Genomic DNA, 19273 nt, shown 5'->3' with positions numbered 1-19273 from the left:
ACCCCCTGATGTAGTACTTCCATTTTCCTACATCAGGGGGCGTTTTGTCTATTGTCCGCTTTTACGGGTTCAGTTCAGATGGGCCGCGGCGGCTTTCCCTCTTGCAATAGCAGGCGTTTCCTGCTATAATCGTCGTGAAAAACAAAAATGCGGCAGTTTCCGAGTGGGCCAACACCCGGAAACCTGCGCAGGTGCTTCGACCACCTACACAACGGCCATCCGGCCGCACCGCATGGAATATTATACGATAGTCCGGCCTTTCTTGTAAAGGGTGGTTTTGTCGTGGTGTTCCGGCGGCGGTGTCGCATGAAGAAGGGTCCCTTCTCACGCTGTGTAGGCATTGCCCTGCACGGCGTTTTTGTTTTTCGCCCAACCCCCGGGGGCGCAAGCCCCCTGGGCGGTTGCGGTGAAGAACGACCATACAAAGGAGCAAGAGACATGGATGCAGAGACACAGACACAAGCACAGACACAGGCCCCCCGGCTGAAAACCAACCTGGACACCAACTTCCTGAAGCTGATCGCCATCTTATGCATGGTGGTGGACCACGTGGGCACCGTCTTTTTCCCCGGATACCCGGCCTTCCGGTGGGTGGGACGGCTGGCCTTCCCCATCTTCTGCTACTGCCTGACGGTGGGTCTCTTGTACACCCACGACATCAGGCGGTACCTGGGGCGGCTGGCCATCTTCGCCGTCATCTCCCAGCCCTTCTATGCGCTGGCTTTCCACCCCCACGAGTTCTGGGAAAATCTGACCAACTGGAACATCTTTATCACCCTGTTTTTCAGCCTGCTGGCCATTTACGGCGTCAAATCCCGGAAGTGGTGGTGGTTCGTGGTGGGGGTGCTGGCCATCAACGTCCTGAACGCGGACTACGCCAACACGGGAGTCATCCTGACCCTGATTTTCTACCTGTGCCGGAACAAGCCCTGGCTGGGGGCTCTGATCTACGTGCTGTCCTATCTCCCGGCGCTCTGGGGCGGGAGCCTGGAGGACCCTCTGGCCCTGGTGGTGGGCGGCCACGCCGTGGGCTTTGAGATCTTCGCCATTCTGGCTGTGCCCCTCATCTTCCTGCCCACCCACGTGGAGCCCAAGATCCCCAAGTGGTTCTTCTATGCCTTCTACCCGGGCCACCTGTTCGTCATTTTCCTGGTGCGGATGGCTCTGGGGGTGTGACCGAGAGACGAACAGCCGCCCGGCGTTTGCCGGGCGGCTGTGGAACTGCATCTTCTCAAATGTTATGGTTGGGAGCGGAGAAAAGCTTTGAATTTCCATGAATTTGGACCGCGCACCGCGCCCCATGTCATGCTGATCCATGGGGGCGGGAATGCGTGGTGGAACTATTTGAGACAGGCGCGCGTACTGTCCCCGCACTACCACGTGATTTTGCCCACGCTGGATGGGCACGGGGAGGAATACCAGATTCCCTATCGCTCCACGGAGCAGACTGCGGACCGGCTGATGGACTACATCCTGCGGGAGTGTGGAGGCCGCCTGTTCGCCTTGGGCGGCGTCTCGCTGGGCGGGCAGATTGTAATGGAGCTTTTGGCCAGGAAATCAGACATTGCCGAAAAAGCCATCATAGATGGAAGCCTGTGCATTCCCCAGCCAGTCCTGGCGCGGTTCTGTATCGCGTCTGTTCGCCTGTTCGGACCGCTTCTGTTCAGCGAAAAAGCCTGCCGCCGTCAGCTGTCCCTTATGGACCGGGTCCTGCCGGAGGAAATGCGCTATCCGGAGGGGATCAAGGCGTACTACCTTCAGGATATGCCAAAGCTGCTCCAGGAGACGCTGTATGCCATGTATCGGACCTATATGATGCGGTATCGGCTGAAAGAAAGTGTAAGAGACAGCGGCGCACAGGTCATGTATTGGTACGGGGAGAAGGAGATGAACTGTGTCAAGAAGTCAGCCCGCCTGTTTCAAACGCTGCTGCCATCCTGTGAGCTTTATGAGGCGAAAGGATACGGACATGGATACCTGTCCGTTTACCGGCCGGATGAGTGGCTGAAAATTGCAGTTCCCTTTCTGGAACGAAAGTAAAAATGGTTCCGGCCCGTCAGGACCGGAACCATTTTTTCGTTATACCCGCTTCCAAATCGCCCCGCCGGGCACGTGGCAATTTTTGTGCTCTAGGGTACCTCATCCGCCCCAGTGTGCGCACTGGGGCACCTGTCCCTACCCCCTCTGTCCCTTTGGGACATCTCCCCCTGACAGGGGGAGTCGGCCCCTAAAGGGGAAGGCAGGGGGGGCGCGCTTCTCAAAAGCCTTCCCCTTTAGGGGAAGGTGGCACAGCCGGAGGCTGTGACGGATGAGGTTTTTCCGCCGAAACAAGATGTCTCCAAATATCCTGGCACACCCCATGAAAGTTCGTACGGATTTCCTGATTAGAATATCGCAGGACGGTAAGTCCCAGTGAGGCCAGATACTCATCCCGCGCCAGATCCATCTGCTGGTGTTCCGGCTCATAGTGCTGAGAACCGTCCAGTTCAATGACTAGATTTGCCTGTAAAAGGTAGAAATCCACAATATACGGACCGATGACCTTTTGCCGATGTGCGCTGAACGGCAGTGTTTTTAAAAAATCGCACCAAAGATGGCGTTCTTCTTTGGTCATATTCCGGCGCAGTTCTTGTGCGGCGGATTTTAAATTAGGATTTTGAGACTGGTGAATCATGGGACGTTCACCACCTTACGGGTTGAGATAATCTTCGGATAAAACCTCATCCGCCCCAGCCGAAGGCTGTGACGGATGAGGCCTTTCCTGGAATCGGGAAGATGGAGCGGCTTAGACCCGCTTCCAAACCGCCCCGCCGGGCACGTCGGTGATCTCGATGCCTTTCTCTTTCAGCTCATCCCGGATGCGGTCGGCCTCGGCGAAGTTCTTGGCCTTCTTGGCCTCGCCCCGGGCCTTGACCAGGGCGTCGATCTCGGGGTCGCCCTCGCCGGTGACGGTGTAGCCGGCCTGGGCCTGGGCGGCCTTCACCTTGGCCTGCTCCTCCCGGACGGCCGACGCCTTCTCCAGCAGGGAGAGAGAGAGCACCTGGTCGTAGCTGTCCAGGATGGCCAGCTTGGTGGCGCCGTTGGTTTTGGCCTTCAACGCGTCGTACAGCAGGGTGACCGCCATGGAGGTGTTCAGGTCGTTGCCCACCTGCTGGAGGAATTTATCCTTGTACTCGCCCAGCACGGCCTCGTCCACGGCCCCGTCCTTGGGGTCCAGGGCGGCGATGCGGGCTACCAGCTTCTGATAGGCCTGGGCGGCGTTGTCCAGGTTCTCCCAGGAGAACACCAGCCCCTTGCGGTAGTGGCTCTGCAGGCAGAAGAAGCGGTAGGCCAGGGGGTCATAGCCCTTCTCCTCCAGCAGGGAGACAGTCAAAAACTCCCCCTTGGACTTGGACATTTTTCCGGAGTTGGTGTTCAGGTGGTGGACATGGAACCACTGCTTGCACCAGGGGTGGCCAATAAAACTCTCGCTCTGGGCGATCTCGTTGGTGTGGTGGGGGAAGGCGTTGTCGATGCCGCCGCAGTGCAGGTCCAGGTACTCCCCGTTGTACTTCAGGGAGATGCCGGAGCACTCGATGTGCCAGCCGGGGTAGCCCACCCCCCAGGGGGAGTCCCACTTCAGGGCCTGGTCCTCAAACTTGGACTTGGTGAACCAGAGGACGAAGTCGTTCTTGTTGCGCTTGTTGGTGTCCTCCTCCACGCCCTCGCGCACGCCCACGGCCAGGTCCTCCTCGTCGTGGTCGTTGAAGATATAGTACCGCTCCAGCTTGGAGGAGTCGAAGTACACGTTGCCCCCCGCCTGGTAGGCGTAGCCCTTGTCCAGCAAGCCGGAGATGATCTTGATATACTCGTCGATGCAGCCGGTGGCGGGCTGGACGGTGTCGGGGCGCTTGATGTTCAGCTTGCGGCAGTCCTCGAAGAAGGCGTCGGTGTAGAACTGGGCGATCTCCATGACGGTCTTGTGCTCCCGCTTGGCGCCCTTGAGCATCTTGTCCTCGCCGGTGTCCGCGTCGGAGCTCAGGTGGCCCACGTCGGTGATGTTCATAACCCGGTTCACGTCATAGCCGCTGTAGCGCAGGAACTTCTCCAGCACGTCCTCCATGATGTAGGAACGCAGGTTGCCGATGTGGGCGAAGTGGTACACCGTGGGTCCGCAGGTGTACATCTCCACCCGGCCGGGGGTGTGGGTGGTGAACTCCTCTTTCTTGTGGGTGGCGGAATTGTATAACAGCATCAAAATCTCCTCCGTACTTTGAGGAATGCAGAATGCAGGAATGCAGAATGCAGAATGAACTCTGCGCTGCAAGCTGTACTCGGCAATTCCAAAATTCAAAATTTCAATTTGTTTTTGCAAAAAAGAACCCATTCAGGGACAAAGCAGGACCGAAACAGACACATTCATTCTGCATTCTGCATTCTGCATTCTGCATTTTCCTGGGCCTTTTTCTCCTCCATAAACTTCTCGTCCAAGAGCTTCTCCAGCAGCTCCACCCGCTGGGACAGGGCCTCCAGCTTCTCCAGGGTGGGGTTTTCCACGCTGGTCTGGTCCACCTCGTCGGCGTAGTGGGTGGTTTTTCCGGCGATGCGGACGATCTGGGCGGGGATGCCCACGGCGGTGGCGTCGGGGGGCACCTCGGATAGGACCACGGCGTTGGAGGCGATGCGGGCGTTGTCCCCAATGTGAAAGGGGCCCAGCACCTTGGCTCCGCAGCTGAGGAGCACGTTGTTGCCCACGGTGGGGTGGCGCTTGCCCTGGTCCTTGCCGGTACCGCCCAGGGTGACCCCGTGGTAGATGAGGCAGTCGTCCCCCACCTCGGCGGTCTCGCCGATGACGATGCCCATGCCGTGGTCGATGACCAGCCGTCGGCCGATCTTGGCCCCGGGGTGAATCTCGATGCCGGTCCAGAACCGGCTCCACTGGGAGACAAACCGAGCCAGAAACCGGCGGTTATGACAGTATAGCCAGTGGGCCAGGCGGTGATACAGGGTGGCGTGGACCCCCTGATAGAGCAGGAAAATCTCCAGCTTGCTCCGGGCCGCCGGGTCCCGGCGCTGATAGGCCTCCAGGGTCTCCATTAGGTTTTTGAACATTGGGTTCCTCCTCACAGACACACCGAGAAGAGAGACCGTGCGTTTTCCGGTTTTCCCCGCCCTCCCCATGGACCGAGGTACAGGCCGGAGAAAAAGAAAAACACCTCTTATTCCCCAAAGGGACATAAGAGGCGACGTCATCGCGGTTCCACTCTCATTTCTCGCTTGCCGGACCGGTAACGAGGTCCATTCGGGCGGCATTACCCGCCGCGCTCCCGGACGCACTTCACATCTCCCCGCCGCAGACCCCCTTTCAGCCGGTGAAGGGCCCTCTCTGTTCTTTGGAGCAAACGCTACTCTTCCGTTCACAGCGCCTTACGAAACATTATATTACCATCCGCCCCCCGCTGTGTCAAGTTTGAAGAAAAATTTTGGAGGTTTTCCCCGGAGCAACCTGGGGTTGACGGGATTCTACCCCGGTTTCCTTGCCAAAAGAGGGGAGGGGTTGTATGATGAAAGAGAGTTTAAGTGGAATTTTTGCCGCCTGCTCTTTTTTAGCCTTCCCCCTGGGGGGAAGGTGGCTGGCCGTTAGGCCAGACGGATGAGGGGGCAGTCTAAAGGAACGGGTGTCGTGAGAAAAATTCTGTAGGGCGGGGGCTCGCCCCCGCCGCCCTATTTTGCAGGGTTTCGCCCTGCGGGGCGAGTTCCTTTTCCACGTGGAAAAGGAACCAAAAGACGCTAGGGGGTCGGCTCAGGATGGACACTCCGTGTCCATATTCGCCCACCCCCTAGAACCCCCATTACGAGGGACGCGTACCTGAAAGATGTAGGAGCATTTCCGGCGCGCAAAATCTGAGTGGCTTTCCGCGGTCCAATCCGGCCCACTGGGGCCTGGCTGTTCCAAAATTGTTGTTGGTGCGGTCCCACAGCCGCGCCTGGCTTTGCCGAGCAGGTGTTTGCTGGTCCATCATCGGCGGGCCGGTCTGGGACCGGCCCCTACGCGAAAAACGCAACCGCCTCTTTATTCGCCGTAGGGGCGGCCCCATGTGGCCGCCCGCCCGAGCCTTCCCCCAGGGAGAAGGCTAAAAGAGAATAGGGCGGCGAAATCCCCCAATAAAGAAAAAACAAAAACTCGCCCACCAAGGAGGAACTTCCATGACCTTAGGAGAACGCATCGCCCTGGCCCGCAAGAAGGCCGGGCTGTCCCAGGAGCAGCTGGGGGAACGGCTGGGTGTCTCTCGCCAGGCGGTGAGCAAGTGGGAGAGCAGCCAGGCAAACCCGGACGTGGCATACGTGGCTGAGCTGTGCCGGATCTGCGGGGTGTCCTGCGACTGGCTGCTGCTGGGGGAGGAGGGGGCCCGGGAGGCGCCCCCCGCCCGGTGCGGGAGCTGCGGGGCCATTGTCACCGGCCTGGACCGGTACTGCCCCCAGTGCGGACACCCCCTCCTAAAGGAGGAGGCGGACACCTACTCCCTGGTGCTGGTGGACCCCCGCAAAAATCTCACCGCCGCCTTCGACGCGCTGGCGTGGCTGTCCAGACGGCCCTGGTGCGCCCCGGAGTTCCCCATCTGCCGCCGCTCCCAGGAGGAGCTGGAGGCGCTGCTGTTCCGCGCTCCCGTCTCCCTCATGTGGGGGCTGTCCGCCCAGCGGGCCTCGGAGGCCCTGGCTGCATTCCGCGCGCCGGGGATGGCGGCGGTCTACCGGGACAGCGACGGCAGCTCGGCGGAGGAGCTGGTGCAGAAGCCCCAGGTGCCGCCCCAGTCCCTCCCCAGCCCGCAGCCCAGCCGGACGCCCATGTCCTTCGGGGCCACGGTGGGGGCGGTGTTTCTGGGGGTGTTGGCCGCCGTGCTGGTGCTCTCCCTGTTTTGAGGCGGGGCGGGAGAAAACAGCCGAAATTTCTTGCCAACGGGGCCGGTTCTCTGTATACTGTTCTTAAATAAATCTGAAACAAGGGGGAGTGGTCCCATGACTTTAGGAGAGCGCATCGCCGCGGCCCGGAACAGGGCCGGACTGACCCAGCTCCAGCTGGCCCAGGAGCTGGGGCTCCAGCTGTTCCAGGTGGCCGACTGGGAGAGGGGGGCCGCTGAGCCCTCTCTGGAGCAGATGGCCGCCCTGTGCCGGGTCCTGGACGTGACGTCGGACTACCTGCTGCTGGGCAAAGAGCCGGAGAGCGCCAAACCCGTCTGCCCCCGCTGCGGCCGAGTGCTGGAACCGGGGACCCACTTCTGTCCCGACTGCGGGCAGGATCAGCTGGCGGCCGGCGGGGATACTTACTGTCTGGTGCTCAATCAACCGGCCTCCCACGAAGAGGCCGCGGTGATGATGCAGATTCTCCGAAAGGGGCGCTTTTGGCCGGATTTCCCCTTCAGTGAACAGGGTACTCAGAAGGATATGTACAATGCGCTGCCTCAGGCACCGAAGGTGCTCTTTCGGGGACTCAGCCAAGAACAGGCGGTCCAGCTTCTCAAGCAGTTCCCCGATCCGGGCCGTCTGTCCATCTATTCCGACCCCACTGGCGACACACCGGTGGAGACCCTCGTCAAGGGGCCCGGCCTGAATGCCGAGACCGGAAAGCTGGAGTACCCCAGCGCCTCCTCCGGCGGCATGTCCTTCGGCGGCACGGTGGGGGCGGTGATCGTGGGGGTTATCGCCGCCGTCCTGATCCTCTCCATCCTGTGACGGACAAAAAGCGGCGGGGGCTGGATCTGGCCCTGTGCCTGGGGGCGGGGCTCTTTTACCTGCTGAACGTCCACGTGTTGCGGGGGAGCGTGGGGGGCGCGCCGGGGTGGTTTTTGGCCTGCTACGCCAACGACGTCTTTGCCGGGCTGGCCATCTGCGCCTGGCTGGACCTGCTGCTGAGCCTGGGGCGGCTGCCTCCGGTGGCCTCTTGGAAGGTGACCGTCCCCTTTCTCCTCCTGTGCGCCCTGGTGTGGGAGGTCCTGACCCCTCTGTGGAAGCCGGAGGCGGTGGGGGACCCCTGGGACCTGCTGGCCTATCAGGCGGGCGGCCTGGTGTGGCTGGCGGTCCGCCGCGTCAAAATTTAAGGGAAAAGGGAAAACAGCATCCCTCCGTCCAGACGGAGGGATGCTCAGCTTGTCAAAAAACCTCTGTTGAGCAGAATGCGCCTCAGTTTTGGCGGGGGAGCTCGAGGGGGCGGCAGCCCGCCTCGAGTGGGATCGAATGCCCTGAATGCCTTGCATGGCAAGGCGTTCAGCGAGCGCAGCGAGGACTTTTCCGCCGCGCAGCGGTGGGAAAGTATTGGCATTTTCAGGCTGTCGGAAAAGTCCTTGGACTTTTTTGACAGCCTGAGCGCCCCTCCGTCTGAGCGGAGGGGCGCTGTGCGTTTAGAGGGGCGTTGAAGGTGCACCGGCCTGTGCCGGTCCGTCCCCGAAGGCCTCCTGGATGGCCTGGACCAGCAGCTGGGCGGGGGCGGAGAGGGGGACGCCGGCCCGGATGGCGAAGCCAACCTCCCACCGCACCGGCGGGTCGCCCACGGTGAAGGGGAGGAGGGAGGGGGGCAGAAAGTCCCCGTCCAGCACCGCCTCGGAGGCCAGGACGGCCCCGCACCCCTCCGCCGCCAGCCTCAGGGCGGTGGTCAGGCTGAGAGTGGTCAGGGCAGCGGGAGGCTGGATGCCGGCGGACTGGAAGATGTACTCCGCCTGCTCCCGCAGGTTCTGCCCCTTTTTCAGCAGCAGGAAGGGGGTGTCCTGAAGGGCGGACAGCTCCGGCCAGGACAGGTGGGGCAGTCCCCGGTCCCCCGCGGCGGGGGAGAGGCGCTCCAGCACGGGGGCGTCCCGGCGGAGAAAGAGCAGGATGCGCTCATGGCGCAGGTGCTGAAAGGCGAACTGGGGGTAGGGGTTGGGCCGGTGGAGGAGGGCGAAGTCCAGCTTCCCCTGGTCCAGCAGGACCGAGAGGTCCTGGTGGGAGCCCTCGGCGGGCTCCACCTGAATGTGGGGGTACCGCCTCTGAAAGGCGGGGAGCACCCGGGGCAGCACCAGGGAGGACCGCCAGAAGTTCAGCCCCACCCGCACGGTGCCGCTGGGCTCCCGCTCCAGCTGGGCCAGGTCCTGGCGGAGGCGGCGCTCCCGCTCCTGGTTCTCCCGCACATAGCGCAGATAGCGCTCCCCCGCCTGGGTGAGCCGGAGGGGGACAGCCTCCCGGTCGAACAACTGGGCCCCCAGGTCCTCCTCCAGCCGCTTCAGGCTGCGGCTCACGGCGGGCTGGGACAGGTAGAGCCCCTGGGCCGCCTTGGAGACGCTCCCCGCCTGGGCGATGGCCAAAAAGGTTTCGTCCTGTTTGGAGACCACGTCGATTCCTCCTATTACATGGATTTTATAGCTTTTATATCATAAGTGATATTGGACGAATTGTAAAGTTTTCGGTAGAATGGTTGTTACCACCGGGCGGCGGGCGGGCCGCCCAGCAGACAGGAGAGAGCGGACATGGATATGTTGATTGCATCTGCCGTATTTCTGTGCGGCATTTTTTTGTGTATGGCCATGGGCTGGTCCCTGGCCATCGGGCTGGCCTTCGGCCTGGTGTGCTTCACCCTGGCGGCCCGCCGGAGGGGGCACAGCTGGCGGGCGCTGGCCGCCATGGCGGGGGACGGGGCCCGCACCGCCATGGTGGTGCTGCGGGTGCTGGTGTTCATCGGCTGCCTCACCGGACTGTGGCGGGCCAGCGGCACCATCGCCTTTTTCGTCTACAACGGCCTGAAGCTGATCACCCCCAACATCTTTCTGCTGGCGGCCTTTCTCATGGCCACCGTCATGTCCCTCACCTTCGGCAGCGCCTTCGGAGTGGCGGGGACGGCGGGGGTGATCCTGTCGGTCATCGCCCGCACCGGCGGGGCGGACCTGGCCATGACGGCGGGGGCGGTGGTCTCCGGGGCCTATCTGGGGGAGCGGCTGAGCCCGGCCTCCTCCTCGTCGGCCCTGGCGGCCGCCCTGGCCGGGACGGACCAGAACGCCATGCAGCGGCGGATGTGGCGGACCACCCCGCTGCCCCTGGCCCTGTCGCTGATCGTTTACGGCGTCCTGTCCGTTCTCTTTCCCATCCGGCAGGTGGACCCCGCCATCCTCAACGCCCTGCGGGAGTCCTTCGACCTGTCCTGGTGGACGGTGATCCCGGCGGTGATCCTGCTGGCGCTCCCGTTCTTCCGCGTGAAAGCGGTGTGGGCCATCCTCATCAGCTGCGGGGTGTCGGTGGTGGTCGCCGTCCTCCTTCAGGGGGTGGGCTGGCTGGAGGCCCTCCATATCAGCGTGTTCGGCTGTGAGCTGGACCACCCGGAGCTGTCCGACATCCTGTCCGGCGGCGGCGTGGTGTCCATGGTGAACGGCATGCTTATTGTGCTCTTCTCCTGCACCTCCTCGGGCATCCTCAAGGGAGCCGGTCTGCTGGACCCGGTGAAGGAGAAGCTGGAGCATCTGACGGAGCGCACCGACCTGTTTTTCACCACCGCCCTGGTGGCCCTGGCCTCGGCGGCCCTGCTGTGCAACCAGTCCATCGCCCTGGTGCTCACCGAGCAGATGGTGGGGGACCAGTACCGCCGCCGGGGACAGGGGGGCGTGGACCTGGCCCACGCCCTGGGCAACACGGCCATCCCCCTGCCCGCCATGGTCCCCTGGTCCATCGCGGTGAGCGTGCCCCTGGCCGCCATGGACGCCTCGGCCCTGGCCATCCCATTCGCCTGTTTTCTCTATCTCTGTCCCCTGTGCGACTGGCTGTTCTGGAAAAAGAGGGAGAGGAAGAAGATGGCAGAAAGTTGAAATTTATCTTAAATCGTTGCCTCTGGCTTGTGTCAGGGGCAATTTTTTTATCTTTTTTAAAGACTTTTTCTCTGCTATGCTAAAAATACGCGGTTTTTTTCGCGTCATTTGCCAACTCTATTAGAGAGAGAAAAAAAAGGAGGAAGAGTATATGGCAAGGAAAGCAGTGGAACGGAACATCGCGTATGACGATCAGCGGAAGCTCTACTACGTAAGCATGGAACTGGGGCGGGATGAGAACGGGAAGCGCATCAAGCAGTATCGGACGTTTCCCACCCTGGCGGCCGCCCGGAACGGCCTCAGGGACTTCCATGCGGGACTGGAGCGGGAGCGGGAGCTGGAGCGGGAGCGGGAGCTGGAGCGGAAGCTGGCCCCCGCCCAGGAGCTGGACCTGTCCCACTGGCTGGAGTACTGGATGGACTCCATCGTCCGGCCCAACCGGGCGGAGACCACCGTGTACGCCTACCAGAAGATCATCGACAACCACATTGACCCGGCCCTTGGGACTGTGCCGCTGAAGCGGCTCACCCCCAAGATGGTCCAGGAGTATTACACCGAGACCCAGCGGGCCAACGGCCTGTCCTCCAACACCATGCGCCGTCACCACGACCTGCTCTCCAGTGCCCTGCGCTCGGCGGTACGGCAGGACGTGATCCCCGCCTCCCCCATGGAGCGGGTGGAGCCCCCGCGGGTGCGCACCACCGAGTCCTATTTCTACAACAACCAGGAGCTCAAGCTCCTCTACCAGAAGATCGAGGGCAACATTCTGGAGCTGGCGGTGAAGCTGGCGGGCAGCCTGGGCATGCGCCGGGAGGAGATCTGCGGCCTGAAGTGGGAGAACGTGGACCTGCAGCGCCACCTGGTCCTCATCCGGGAGGCCCGCACCGCCTACGGGGCCACCATCGTCCAGAAGGAGACCAAGAACCGCTCCTCAGTGCGTACCCTGTACCTGCCCGACGAGGTGTACCTCCTCCTGGAGCAGGAGCAGGCCCGGCAGCAGCAGGAGCGCTGCCTCCAAAGCCCCACCTACAACCCCACCGACCACGTGATCCTGGACGCCAAGGGGGTGCCCTATTCCCCCAACGCCCTGTCCCTGGCCTTCACCCGGTTTGTAAAGAAGAACGACCTTCCCCGGCTCACCTTCCACGGCCTGCGGCACACCTTCGCCACCATTGCCTCCTGCCAGGGGGCCTCCCTGTTCGACATCGGCAAGGCGCTGGGCCACTCCACCCCCGCCACCACCGGGCGCATCTACACCCATCTGGTGGACCGGACCCACGAGGAGCTGGTGCAGCGGGTGTCAGACGCCCTGAAATGAGAGATGGAGAGGGCGGCCCCGGTATCCGCCGGCCGCCCTCCGGCATACGCTGGTTTGAGGGGAACGGTCTTTGCCATGGCGTCCCCCCAGAAAGGAACCGTGCCATGCTCTATTATCTCATCGTGTGCCGTTCCCTGACCTACGCCCAGCGCACCGCCGCGGCGCTGGAGCGGGCGGGGATCACGGCCCATATACTCCGCTCCCCCAAGAGCATTGCGGGGGAGGGGTGCAGCCATTCCGTCAAAATCTCCCAGCGGCACCTGGCCGGCGCCCTGCGGGCGCTCCACCGGGCCATGCTGGAGCCCAAGCGGGTCTTTATCACCACCGGCGACGGCAGCTACCGGGAGGTGGAGCTATGATCTACCTGGACAGCGCGGCCACCACCCTGCGTAAGCCCCCCTCAGTGGCCCGGGCCTGCGCCTACGCCGTGGACCACCTGGCCACCCCGGGCCGGGGCGGGCACCGGCCCGCCATGGCGGCGGCGGAGACGGCCTTCGCCTGCCGCCGGGAGGCGGCCGCCCTCTTTGACGTGCCTGAGCCGGACCGGGTGGTCTTTACCTTCAACGCCACCCACGGCCTGAATATCGCCATCAAAACCCTGGTAAAGCCGGGGAGCACCGTGCTCATCTCCGGTTATGAGCACAACGCGGTGACCCGGCCCCTCCGGGCCATCCCCAACGTGACCGTCAAAGCGGCCGAGAACCCCCTCTTTGACCGGGCGGCTGCCCTGGAGGCCTTCCGGCGGGAGCTGACGCCCCAGGTGGACGCGGTGGTGTGCACCCACGTGTCCAACGTGTTCGGCTTTATTCTGCCCATTGAGTCTATCGCCGCCCTGTGCCGCCAGAGGGGGGTGCCCCTCATCGTGGACGCCTCCCAGTCCGCCGGCTGCCTGCCCCTGTCCTTCCGGGAGCTGGGGGCGGCCTTCGTCGCCATGCCCGGGCACAAGGGGCTCTACGGCCCCCAGGGCACCGGGCTGCTCCTGTGCGGGGACGGGGCGGAGCCCCTGCTGGAGGGGGGCACCGGCAGCGTCTCCCTGAGCCAGGAGATGCCCGACTTTCTCCCCGACCGGCTGGAGGCGGGCACCCACAACATCGCCGGGATCGCCGGCCTGCTGGAGGGGCTGCGCTTCCTCCGGCGGGAGAGGGTGGAGGCCGTCGCCGCCCGGGAGGAGGGGCTCATCCGGCGGATGGGGGAGGGGCTCTCCCAACTGCCCGGAGTGGAGGTTTTCCGGGCCCCGGCGGGGTCCAAGGCCCAGGCGGGGGTGCTCTCCTTCCGGGTGGAGGGCCGGGACTGTGAGGAGCTGGGGGAGGAGCTGGGCCGCCGGGGGATCGCCCTGCGGGCGGGGCTCCACTGCGCCCCCCTGGCCCACCGCACGGCGGGCACCTTGGAGACCGGCACCCTGCGGGCCAGCGTGTCCGCCTTTACCACCCCCCGGGAGGTCCAGGAGTTTCTCCGGACCCTGGGCGTGCTGCTGAAAACCTGACCGGAGATGGAGAGAAAGCCGGGCGGAGCAGACGGCTCCGCCCGGCTGTGATTTTTTCCCGAAACCGGCAAGTGGACAGCCCCTGCCCGCATAGGCTTTGGATACAAGCTCACAGACTGGGGAGGGGTCGGATATGACGAAAAAACCGCGGGAGAAGCGGCGGGAAGGAAAGCCGGAGGAGACCGGAGGGCTTTGGATCACGGTGATGGGTCAGATGCTTCTGGGCGGAGCGGCGGCAGTGCTGGCGGCGGTGCTGGCGCTGCTGGTCTGCTCCCTGCTCATCTCCGCCGGGGCGGTCCCGGAGCGGTTCATGGAGCGGGCGGTGCTGGCCGCCTGCGTGCTGGGGGCGCTCATTGGCGGACTGCTGGCGGTGCGGCGCATCGGCCGGAGCACCCTGCTGGTGGGAGCGGGGGTGGGGGCCATCCTGTTTCTGCTGCTGCTGTTGGCGGGAACGCTGCTGTTTGAGGAGGCCTCCATCTCCAACGGAGGGGGGATGATGCTCCTCTCCTGCCTGTGCGGCGGGGCCATGGCGGGCATCCTGGGCAGCCGCCCCAAGAAAAAACGCAAAAGATGAGATTGAAATGGGGCGTGTTCTGTGCTATAATAGCTTCAAATTATGCGGAGCTTGCTCCGTGAAAGCATAGGAGGAGATTCCAATGAAACACATTCAGACCCTCAACGGCGCCACTCTGAAGGCCAGCGCCGCCAAGGGCGGCTGCGGCGAGTGCCAGACCTCTTGCCAGTCTGCCTGCAAAACTTCCTGCACGGTGGCCAACCAGAAGTGTGAGAATGTGTAAGCGCTGAATTGCGCTTTCCCAAAGGGCAGGTGAACGCCTGCCCTTTTTTCTGCCTGTAAGCTCCCGCCGGAAGTTTCACCGTTTAGCTTTCCTCCTGGGTGGAAGGCTCGGGCGGCTGATAACCGCCCCTACAAAGGGGAGCGAAACCTGATTCAAGATCCGGCACGGGCGACCGCGAGGGCCGCCCCTACGGCGTTTTGCGTGTAAGTGGAACGGCGCGTCCGGGAGGCCGCACCCTACAAACGAAGCTCACCTCCAGAGCGGGCGGGTGAGGACACCCGCCCCTACGGCGAATATAATAGAAGATGTCCTTTTTTGTAGGGGCCGGTCCCAGACCGGCCCGCGGGCGCACACTGTGCGCCCCTACGGTTGAAACGGACCGCCCTCATAATCAGGACCGTTCCCCTTATCCGTCACGGCCTGCGGCCGTGCCACCTTCCCCTAAAGGGGAAGGCTTTGGAACGCTATCCCCCTGCCTTCCCCTTTAGGGGAAGGTGCCCCCGAAGGGGGCGGATGAGGTATCCCATATTCCGAACCAAGCTCGTTGGTTCGGCAAGTTCAGGCGCAGGCATGGAATCGCACCAGTCCCAATTTTCTCCCCACTCAGGCCCCCAGTGGGGCCGGACGGGATAGTACCCAAGCACTCCTGATTTTGCGCGCCGGAAATGTTCTGCGCACTTCAAGGGGTGACTCCCGTAAATGGGGGTCCGGGGTAAGGCGACTATGAGCACGAAGTGCTCATCTGGAGCCGTCCCCGGTGGCGTTTTGCCTACTTTGCCGCCATGGGCAAAGTAGGTCGCCGCCCGCAGGCGGCGAAACCCCTGCGCACCAATCGGCAAGCCATAATATATCCCGTCAGAAATTATCATAAAAGAGAAAAAGAGAGAGGATTTTTAGAATGGTACATACCTTTACCGCCCTGGGCCAGTACCTGGCGGCGGACGTAAACAGCGGCGCGGTCCACGTGCTGGACCCAATGAGCTACGACCTGCTCTCCCGGGTGGAGGGGGAGGAGAAGCTGGGCGAGCACTGCCCCCAGGACATTCTGGAGGCGCTGTCCCAGTATGACCCGGCGGAGCTGGAGGAGACCTGGCAGGAGCTGCGGGCCCTCCAGGACCAGGGCCTGCTGTTCTCCAGCGACGACTATCTGGACCCGGAGGCCGCCATGGAGCTGCCCCGTCAGGCGGTGGTGAAGGCCCTGTGCCTCCACGTGTCCCACGACTGCAACCTGCGCTGCCGGTACTGCTTCGCCGGCACCGGCGACTTCGGCACCGGCCACCGGATGACCATGGACGCCGAGACCGCCAAGAAGGCCATCGACTGGGTGGTGGAGAAGTCGGGCAAGCGCCGGAACATCGAGATCGACTTCTTCGGCGGCGAGCCCCTCATGGCCATGGACACGGTGAAGGAGGCGGTGGCCTACGCCCGCTCCCTGGAGAAAGAACATGACAAGGTGTTCCGCTTTACCATCACCACCAACGGCATGCTGCTCAATGACGAGAACATCGACTACATCAACCGGGAGATGTCCAACGTGGTGCTGTCCCTGGACGGCCGCAAGGAGGTCAACGACCACATGCGCCCCACCGCCGGAGGGAAGGGGAGCTATGACGTGATCGTCCCCAAGTTCCAGAAGCTGGTGGCCGGACGGGGCACCAAGGACTACTACGCCCGGGGCACCTTTACCCGGGAGAACCTGGATTTTTCTGCCGACGTGATGCACCTGGCCGACCTGGGCTTCCGCCACGTGTCGGTGGAGCCCGCCAGCGGCCCCCTGGACGACCCCTTCGCCATCAAGGAGGAGGACCTGGCCAAGGTGGAGGAGGAGTATGAGAAGCTGGCCCGGGAGCTGATGGGCCGGAAGGACGTGAACTTCTTCCACTTCAACGTGGACCTGGCCCAGGGCCCCTGCGTCATCAAGCGGCTGCGGGGCTGCGGCGCCGGGTGCGAGTACGTGGCCGTCACCCCCGACGGGGACATCTTCCCCTGCCACCAGTTCGTGGGGAAGGAGGAGTACCGCATGGGCAATGTGTTCGACGGCTCCTTCGACATGGACATCTCCGGCAAGTTCGCCAACCAGAACATCTACACCCGCCCCGCCTGCCGGGAGTGCTGGGCCCGGTTCTACTGCAGCGGCGGCTGCTCCGCCTCCAACCTGCTGGTCAACGGTGACATAAGTCTGTCCAACGAGGTGGCCTGCGAAATGGAGCGCAAGCGCCTGGAGTGCGCCATCGCCCTGAAGGCCATCGCCGCCGGTATGGGGGAGGCCCCCAATACGGACGGTAATTATACAAACTGTAATCAGTGCGAGGACTGCCAAAAAGCGGAATAATCGAGATTTTGGGTCCTGATTTTTCAAAAACCACAACATAGCCTGCAAAACCGCGCCGTCGCAAGGGCGGCGCGGTTTCTTTGGTTTCGTAAGTAGACATAACGCAATTTACATAAAAATTTGACAGAATGGAAAAATTTTTAGAAAATGCGGGAAAAGACTTGCGGGAACGCCGCCGGTGCGTTATAGTTTTAACATAAGCCGCCTGCACAGGACGCGCCGGGACCGGAGAAAGGCTGCAAATGCCCCTGCCGGGAACGCCGCGGACTTCGCTTCTATTTTTCGGAGCGGGCTCATAGGCTGGACATGAGGTGACAGCCATGAACCGACGCGACGGTGTACATCTGGGGCCCGCTCTGCGCCAGCTGGGCCCCCTGACCGCCCTGGGATGTTCCTTTGTTCTGGGCGGAGTGCTGGGCAGTCTGATGGTCAGCCTGATCGCCGGCCAGGCCGCCCAGGAGCTGGAGTCCTTTCTGCGGGACTATCTCTCCGCCGCCCAGGCCGGGGAGATCCAGGCCCGGTTCTGGCCCATGCTGTGGGAGCAGGGGCGCTTTTTGATCGGGCTGTGCATCCTGGGGGTCACCGCGCTGGGGGTGGCCGGGATTCCGGTCCTTTTTTTGGCGCGCGGATTTCTATTCTCCTTTTCCGTGGCCGCCTTCTGCCGGATCTTCGGTCCGGTGGGATTGGCGAGCGCGTTTTTCTTGTTTGGTCTGCCGGCCCTCCTGTGGGCTCCGGTGCTGTTTCTGGCGGGATGCCAGTGCCTGGAGGGGGCGTACGCCCTGCTGTGCCGGGTGCTGGGGGACGGCCGGGCGCCGCTGCCTCAGGGCTCCGCCTACTGGGGGAAGCTGGCGCTGTATGGGCTGGGCCTTGTTGTGTGTGTGACGTTGGAGTGTATGGCGGCCCCGGTGCTGCTGAAGGCCGCCGCCCAGTTTGTGTTGTAAATGCCTCCGTTTGGGAGAAGGAGTTGTCTGCGTGTCGGAGCTATTGGACCTGTTTGAGGAGTATTTGAAAACTGAAAAGAGGGCGTCGGCCAATACGGTCAGCTCCTACCTGCGGGACATGCGCCAGTTTGAGGCGGCCATGTCCAGCCAGGACACGGAGCTGGAGGAGGTGCTGACCCAGGACGTGGAGCGCTACGCCGCCTCTCTCACCCGGAAGGGGAAGTCGGCGGCCACGGTGACCCGTTCCATCGCCTCCATCAAGTCCTTCTACAGCTGCCTCATCGCCCTGGGGATCGTGGACCACAACCCGGCCAAGGGGGTGGTGGCCGCCAAGGTGGAGCGCAAGCTGCCCCAGATCCTCACCGGCAAAGAGGTGGAGCTGTTTCTGGAGCAGCCCGACAGCACCGATCTGAAGGGCTGCCGGGACCGGGCCATGCTGGAGCTGCTGTACGCCACCGGCATCCGGGTCAGCGAGCTCATCGCCTTGAACGTGGACGACCTGAACCTGCCCGCCGGAGTGCTCCGGTGCGTCAGCAAGGGGAAGGAGCGGATCATCCCCCTGTACCCCACCGCCGTACGGGCCCTGAACGAGTACCTGCATCAGGTGCGCCCCCAGCTGGTGGAGTCCCCGGAGGAGACCGCCCTGTTTGTGAACATGAACGGGGAGCGCATGAGCCGCCAGGGCTTCTGGAAGCTCATCAAGTTTTACCAGGAGAAGGCGGGGATCGAGAAGGACATCACGCCCCACACCCTGCGCCACTCCTTCGCCGCCCACCTGCTGGAGAACGGGGCTGATCTGCGCTCCATCCAGGCTATGCTGGGCCATGCGGATATCTCGTCCACCCAGATCTACTCCCGGCTCCTCAATCAGAAGATCAAGGACGTGTACCGCAAGAGCCACCCCCGGGCTTGAGGGGATTTGTACTTATATTTATTTTGAATGACGCCGCCCTCGGACCAGTGCGTTGGTCCGGGGGCGGTTTTAGTTTCTTATTTTCAGAGAGGAGTTTCGTCGCTCGTCCTTTTTAAGCCTTTTCCCTCAGGGGAGGGAGGCCCGAAGGGCTGGCTCTCCCCAAAGCCTTCCCCTTGGGGGGAAGGTGGCTGGCCGCTAGGCCAGACGGATGAGGGGACAGATTTTGGATTGGGTTCGTTGGATACGGAGAGATTTCGCCGCCATCTCCGCGCTAAGAGCCGCCCTTCGGGCGGTTGCGCTCCGAAACGCGCCTGCGGGCGCAGCCAGCGGCGAGGTACTTTCCCAGCGATGGGAAAGTACCCAAAGGATCGCCGGGGGACGGCTCAGAATGGACACTTCGTGTCCATATTCGCCTTACCCCCGGACCCCCATTACGGGGGACGCGTACCTGTCGCAGGGAGCAGAATTTCCGGCGCGCAAAATCTGAGTGGCGGCCGCGATTTATTCCGCCCCACTGGGGGCTGGCTTTCCAAAAATTGAAGCTGGTGCGATTCCACAGTCGCGCCTGGCTTGGCCGAGCAGGTGATAACTGCTCTCCGTCGCGGGCTGGTCTGTGTCCGGCCCCTACGTAAAAAACGCACCCGCCTCTTTATTTGCCGTAGGGGCGGGTGTCCTCACCCGCCCGCCAGG

At 63.0% G+C, this 19273-nt stretch carries 19 protein-coding genes; 15 read left to right on the top strand and 4 right to left on the bottom strand.

Annotated features, from left to right (window positions below; genetic code table 11):
• From H6B31_RS13995 to H6B31_RS13985, 3 genes are all read left to right on the top strand, one after another.
• On the top strand, window positions 1–268 hold a 268-nt coding region (locus H6B31_RS13995), incomplete at its 5' end, for a hypothetical protein (RefSeq protein ID WP_204899063.1).
• Window positions 269–438: 170 nt separating this feature from the next.
• Window positions 439–1176 carry a TraX family protein gene (locus H6B31_RS13990; protein ID WP_204899062.1) on the top strand — a complete coding sequence of 246 codons (738 nt, stop codon included), beginning with the start codon at window positions 439–441 and terminating at the stop codon, window positions 1174–1176.
• A gap of 129 nt (window positions 1177–1305) precedes the next feature.
• Window positions 1306–2040 (top strand): alpha/beta fold hydrolase, encoded by a 735-nt coding sequence (locus H6B31_RS13985; RefSeq protein ID WP_346014090.1) that lies wholly within the window; start codon window positions 1306–1308, stop codon window positions 2038–2040.
• Window positions 2041–2257: 217 nt separating this feature from the next.
• On the opposite strand, the gene H6B31_RS13980 is transcribed toward H6B31_RS13985, so the two are convergent.
• The 3 genes from H6B31_RS13980 to cysE form a co-directional block, all read right to left on the bottom strand.
• Complete coding sequence (locus tag H6B31_RS13980; RefSeq protein ID WP_204899061.1) at window positions 2258–2674, bottom strand: endonuclease domain-containing protein; 417 nt, start codon at window positions 2672–2674, stop codon at window positions 2258–2260.
• Window positions 2675–2785: 111 nt separating this feature from the next.
• Window positions 2786–4234: a cysteine--tRNA ligase gene (cysS, locus tag H6B31_RS13975; RefSeq protein ID WP_204899060.1), complete on the bottom strand. Its 1449-nt coding sequence runs from the start codon at window positions 4232–4234 to the stop codon at window positions 2786–2788.
• A 164-nt stretch (window positions 4235–4398) separates the two neighbouring features.
• Window positions 4399–5091, bottom strand: a complete 693-nt coding sequence (gene cysE, locus H6B31_RS13970; protein ID WP_204899059.1) for a serine O-acetyltransferase — start codon at window positions 5089–5091, stop codon at window positions 4399–4401.
• Between the two features lie 1095 nt (window positions 5092–6186).
• Here cysE and H6B31_RS13965 point away from each other — a divergent pair.
• The 3 genes from H6B31_RS13965 (at window position 6187) to H6B31_RS13955 (ending at window position 8075) form a co-directional block, all read left to right on the top strand.
• Window positions 6187–6900: a helix-turn-helix domain-containing protein gene (locus H6B31_RS13965; protein WP_204899058.1), complete on the top strand. Its 714-nt coding sequence runs from the start codon at window positions 6187–6189 to the stop codon at window positions 6898–6900.
• 96 nt (window positions 6901–6996) lie between these two features.
• A complete protein-coding gene (locus H6B31_RS13960; RefSeq protein WP_204899057.1) occupies window positions 6997–7710 on the top strand; it encodes a helix-turn-helix domain-containing protein in 714 nt (237 codons plus the stop codon).
• Window positions 7707–8075 carry a hypothetical protein gene (locus tag H6B31_RS13955; protein ID WP_204899056.1) on the top strand — a complete coding sequence of 123 codons (369 nt, stop codon included), beginning with the start codon at window positions 7707–7709 and terminating at the stop codon, window positions 8073–8075. Before H6B31_RS13960 ends, H6B31_RS13955 begins: the two co-directional genes overlap by 4 nt.
• 300 nt (window positions 8076–8375) lie before the next feature.
• On the opposite strand, the gene H6B31_RS13950 is transcribed toward H6B31_RS13955, so the two are convergent.
• Window positions 8376–9338 carry a LysR substrate-binding domain-containing protein gene (locus tag H6B31_RS13950; protein ID WP_204899055.1) on the bottom strand — a complete coding sequence of 321 codons (963 nt, stop codon included), beginning with the start codon at window positions 9336–9338 and terminating at the stop codon, window positions 8376–8378.
• Window positions 9339–9473: 135 nt separating this feature from the next.
• On the opposite strand from H6B31_RS13950, the gene H6B31_RS13945 reads away from it, so the two are divergent.
• The 9 genes from H6B31_RS13945 to xerD all read left to right on the top strand — a co-directional run bounded on the left by H6B31_RS13945 (window position 9474) and on the right by xerD (window position 18583).
• Entirely contained in the window at window positions 9474–10799 is a 1326-nt protein-coding gene (locus tag H6B31_RS13945; protein WP_204899054.1) for a Na+/H+ antiporter NhaC family protein, read from the top strand.
• Window positions 10800–10950: 151 nt separating this feature from the next.
• On the top strand, window positions 10951–12117 hold the full coding sequence (locus H6B31_RS13940) for a tyrosine-type recombinase/integrase (RefSeq protein WP_204899053.1): 1167 nt from the start codon (window positions 10951–10953) through the stop codon (window positions 12115–12117).
• 104 nt (window positions 12118–12221) lie between these two features.
• Window positions 12222–12476, top strand: a complete 255-nt coding sequence (locus H6B31_RS13935) for a putative Se/S carrier protein (RefSeq protein ID WP_204899052.1) — start codon at window positions 12222–12224, stop codon at window positions 12474–12476.
• The gene (locus tag H6B31_RS13930; protein WP_204899051.1) at window positions 12473–13600 is read left to right on the top strand and encodes an aminotransferase class V-fold PLP-dependent enzyme; all 1128 of its coding nucleotides are present in this window, start codon (window positions 12473–12475) and stop codon (window positions 13598–13600) included. The genes H6B31_RS13935 and H6B31_RS13930 overlap by 4 nt, the downstream gene beginning before the upstream one ends.
• Before the next feature lie 133 nt (window positions 13601–13733).
• Complete coding sequence (locus H6B31_RS13925) at window positions 13734–14174, top strand: TIGR04086 family membrane protein (protein WP_243419064.1); 441 nt, start codon at window positions 13734–13736, stop codon at window positions 14172–14174.
• 82 nt (window positions 14175–14256) lie between these two features.
• The gene (gene scfA / locus H6B31_RS13920) at window positions 14257–14397 is read left to right on the top strand and encodes a six-cysteine ranthipeptide SCIFF (protein ID WP_087292864.1); all 141 of its coding nucleotides are present in this window, start codon (window positions 14257–14259) and stop codon (window positions 14395–14397) included.
• 898 nt (window positions 14398–15295) lie between these two features.
• On the top strand, window positions 15296–16729 hold the full coding sequence (gene scfB / locus H6B31_RS13915; protein WP_204899050.1) for a thioether cross-link-forming SCIFF peptide maturase: 1434 nt from the start codon (window positions 15296–15298) through the stop codon (window positions 16727–16729).
• A gap of 320 nt (window positions 16730–17049) precedes the next feature.
• Window positions 17050–17670, top strand: a complete 621-nt coding sequence (locus H6B31_RS13910; protein WP_204899049.1) for a stage II sporulation protein M — start codon at window positions 17050–17052, stop codon at window positions 17668–17670.
• A gap of 31 nt (window positions 17671–17701) precedes the next feature.
• Window positions 17702–18583: a site-specific tyrosine recombinase XerD gene (xerD, locus tag H6B31_RS13905; RefSeq protein WP_204899048.1), complete on the top strand. Its 882-nt coding sequence runs from the start codon at window positions 17702–17704 to the stop codon at window positions 18581–18583.
• Window positions 18584–19273 lie beyond the last annotated feature (690 nt).

The sequence above is a fragment of the Pseudoflavonifractor capillosus genome, assembly GCF_016899775.1.
Lineage (GTDB): Bacteria > Bacillota > Clostridia > Oscillospirales > Oscillospiraceae > Lawsonibacter.
The sequence above is the reverse complement of the archived record's forward strand: the minus strand, read 5'-3'. Positions and strand labels throughout refer to the sequence as shown.

Bases quoted from the DNA above. Each gene is read 5' to 3' on its own strand.
- H6B31_RS13990 (WP_204899062.1), top strand. From the start codon at position 439: ATGGATGCAGAGACACAGACACAAGCACAGACACAGGCCCCCCGGCTG.
- H6B31_RS13985 (WP_346014090.1), top strand. From the start codon at position 1,306: ATGCTGATCCATGGGGGCGGGAATGCGTGGTGGAACTATTTGAGACAG.
- H6B31_RS13980 (WP_204899061.1), bottom strand. From the start codon at position 2,674: ATGATTCACCAGTCTCAAAATCCTAATTTAAAATCCGCCGCACAAGAA.
- cysS (WP_204899060.1), bottom strand. From the start codon at position 4,234: ATGCTGTTATACAATTCCGCCACCCACAAGAAAGAGGAGTTCACCACC.
- cysE (WP_204899059.1), bottom strand. From the start codon at position 5,091: ATGTTCAAAAACCTAATGGAGACCCTGGAGGCCTATCAGCGCCGGGAC.
- H6B31_RS13965 (WP_204899058.1), top strand. From the start codon at position 6,187: ATGACCTTAGGAGAACGCATCGCCCTGGCCCGCAAGAAGGCCGGGCTG.
- H6B31_RS13960 (WP_204899057.1), top strand. From the start codon at position 6,997: ATGACTTTAGGAGAGCGCATCGCCGCGGCCCGGAACAGGGCCGGACTG.
- H6B31_RS13945 (WP_204899054.1), top strand. From the start codon at position 9,474: ATGGATATGTTGATTGCATCTGCCGTATTTCTGTGCGGCATTTTTTTG.
- H6B31_RS13940 (WP_204899053.1), top strand. From the start codon at position 10,951: ATGGCAAGGAAAGCAGTGGAACGGAACATCGCGTATGACGATCAGCGG.
- H6B31_RS13935 (WP_204899052.1), top strand. From the start codon at position 12,222: ATGCTCTATTATCTCATCGTGTGCCGTTCCCTGACCTACGCCCAGCGC.
- H6B31_RS13930 (WP_204899051.1), top strand. From the start codon at position 12,473: ATGATCTACCTGGACAGCGCGGCCACCACCCTGCGTAAGCCCCCCTCA.
- H6B31_RS13925 (WP_243419064.1), top strand. From the start codon at position 13,734: ATGACGAAAAAACCGCGGGAGAAGCGGCGGGAAGGAAAGCCGGAGGAG.
- scfA (WP_087292864.1), top strand. From the start codon at position 14,257: ATGAAACACATTCAGACCCTCAACGGCGCCACTCTGAAGGCCAGCGCC.
- scfB (WP_204899050.1), top strand. From the start codon at position 15,296: ATGGTACATACCTTTACCGCCCTGGGCCAGTACCTGGCGGCGGACGTA.
- H6B31_RS13910 (WP_204899049.1), top strand. From the start codon at position 17,050: ATGAACCGACGCGACGGTGTACATCTGGGGCCCGCTCTGCGCCAGCTG.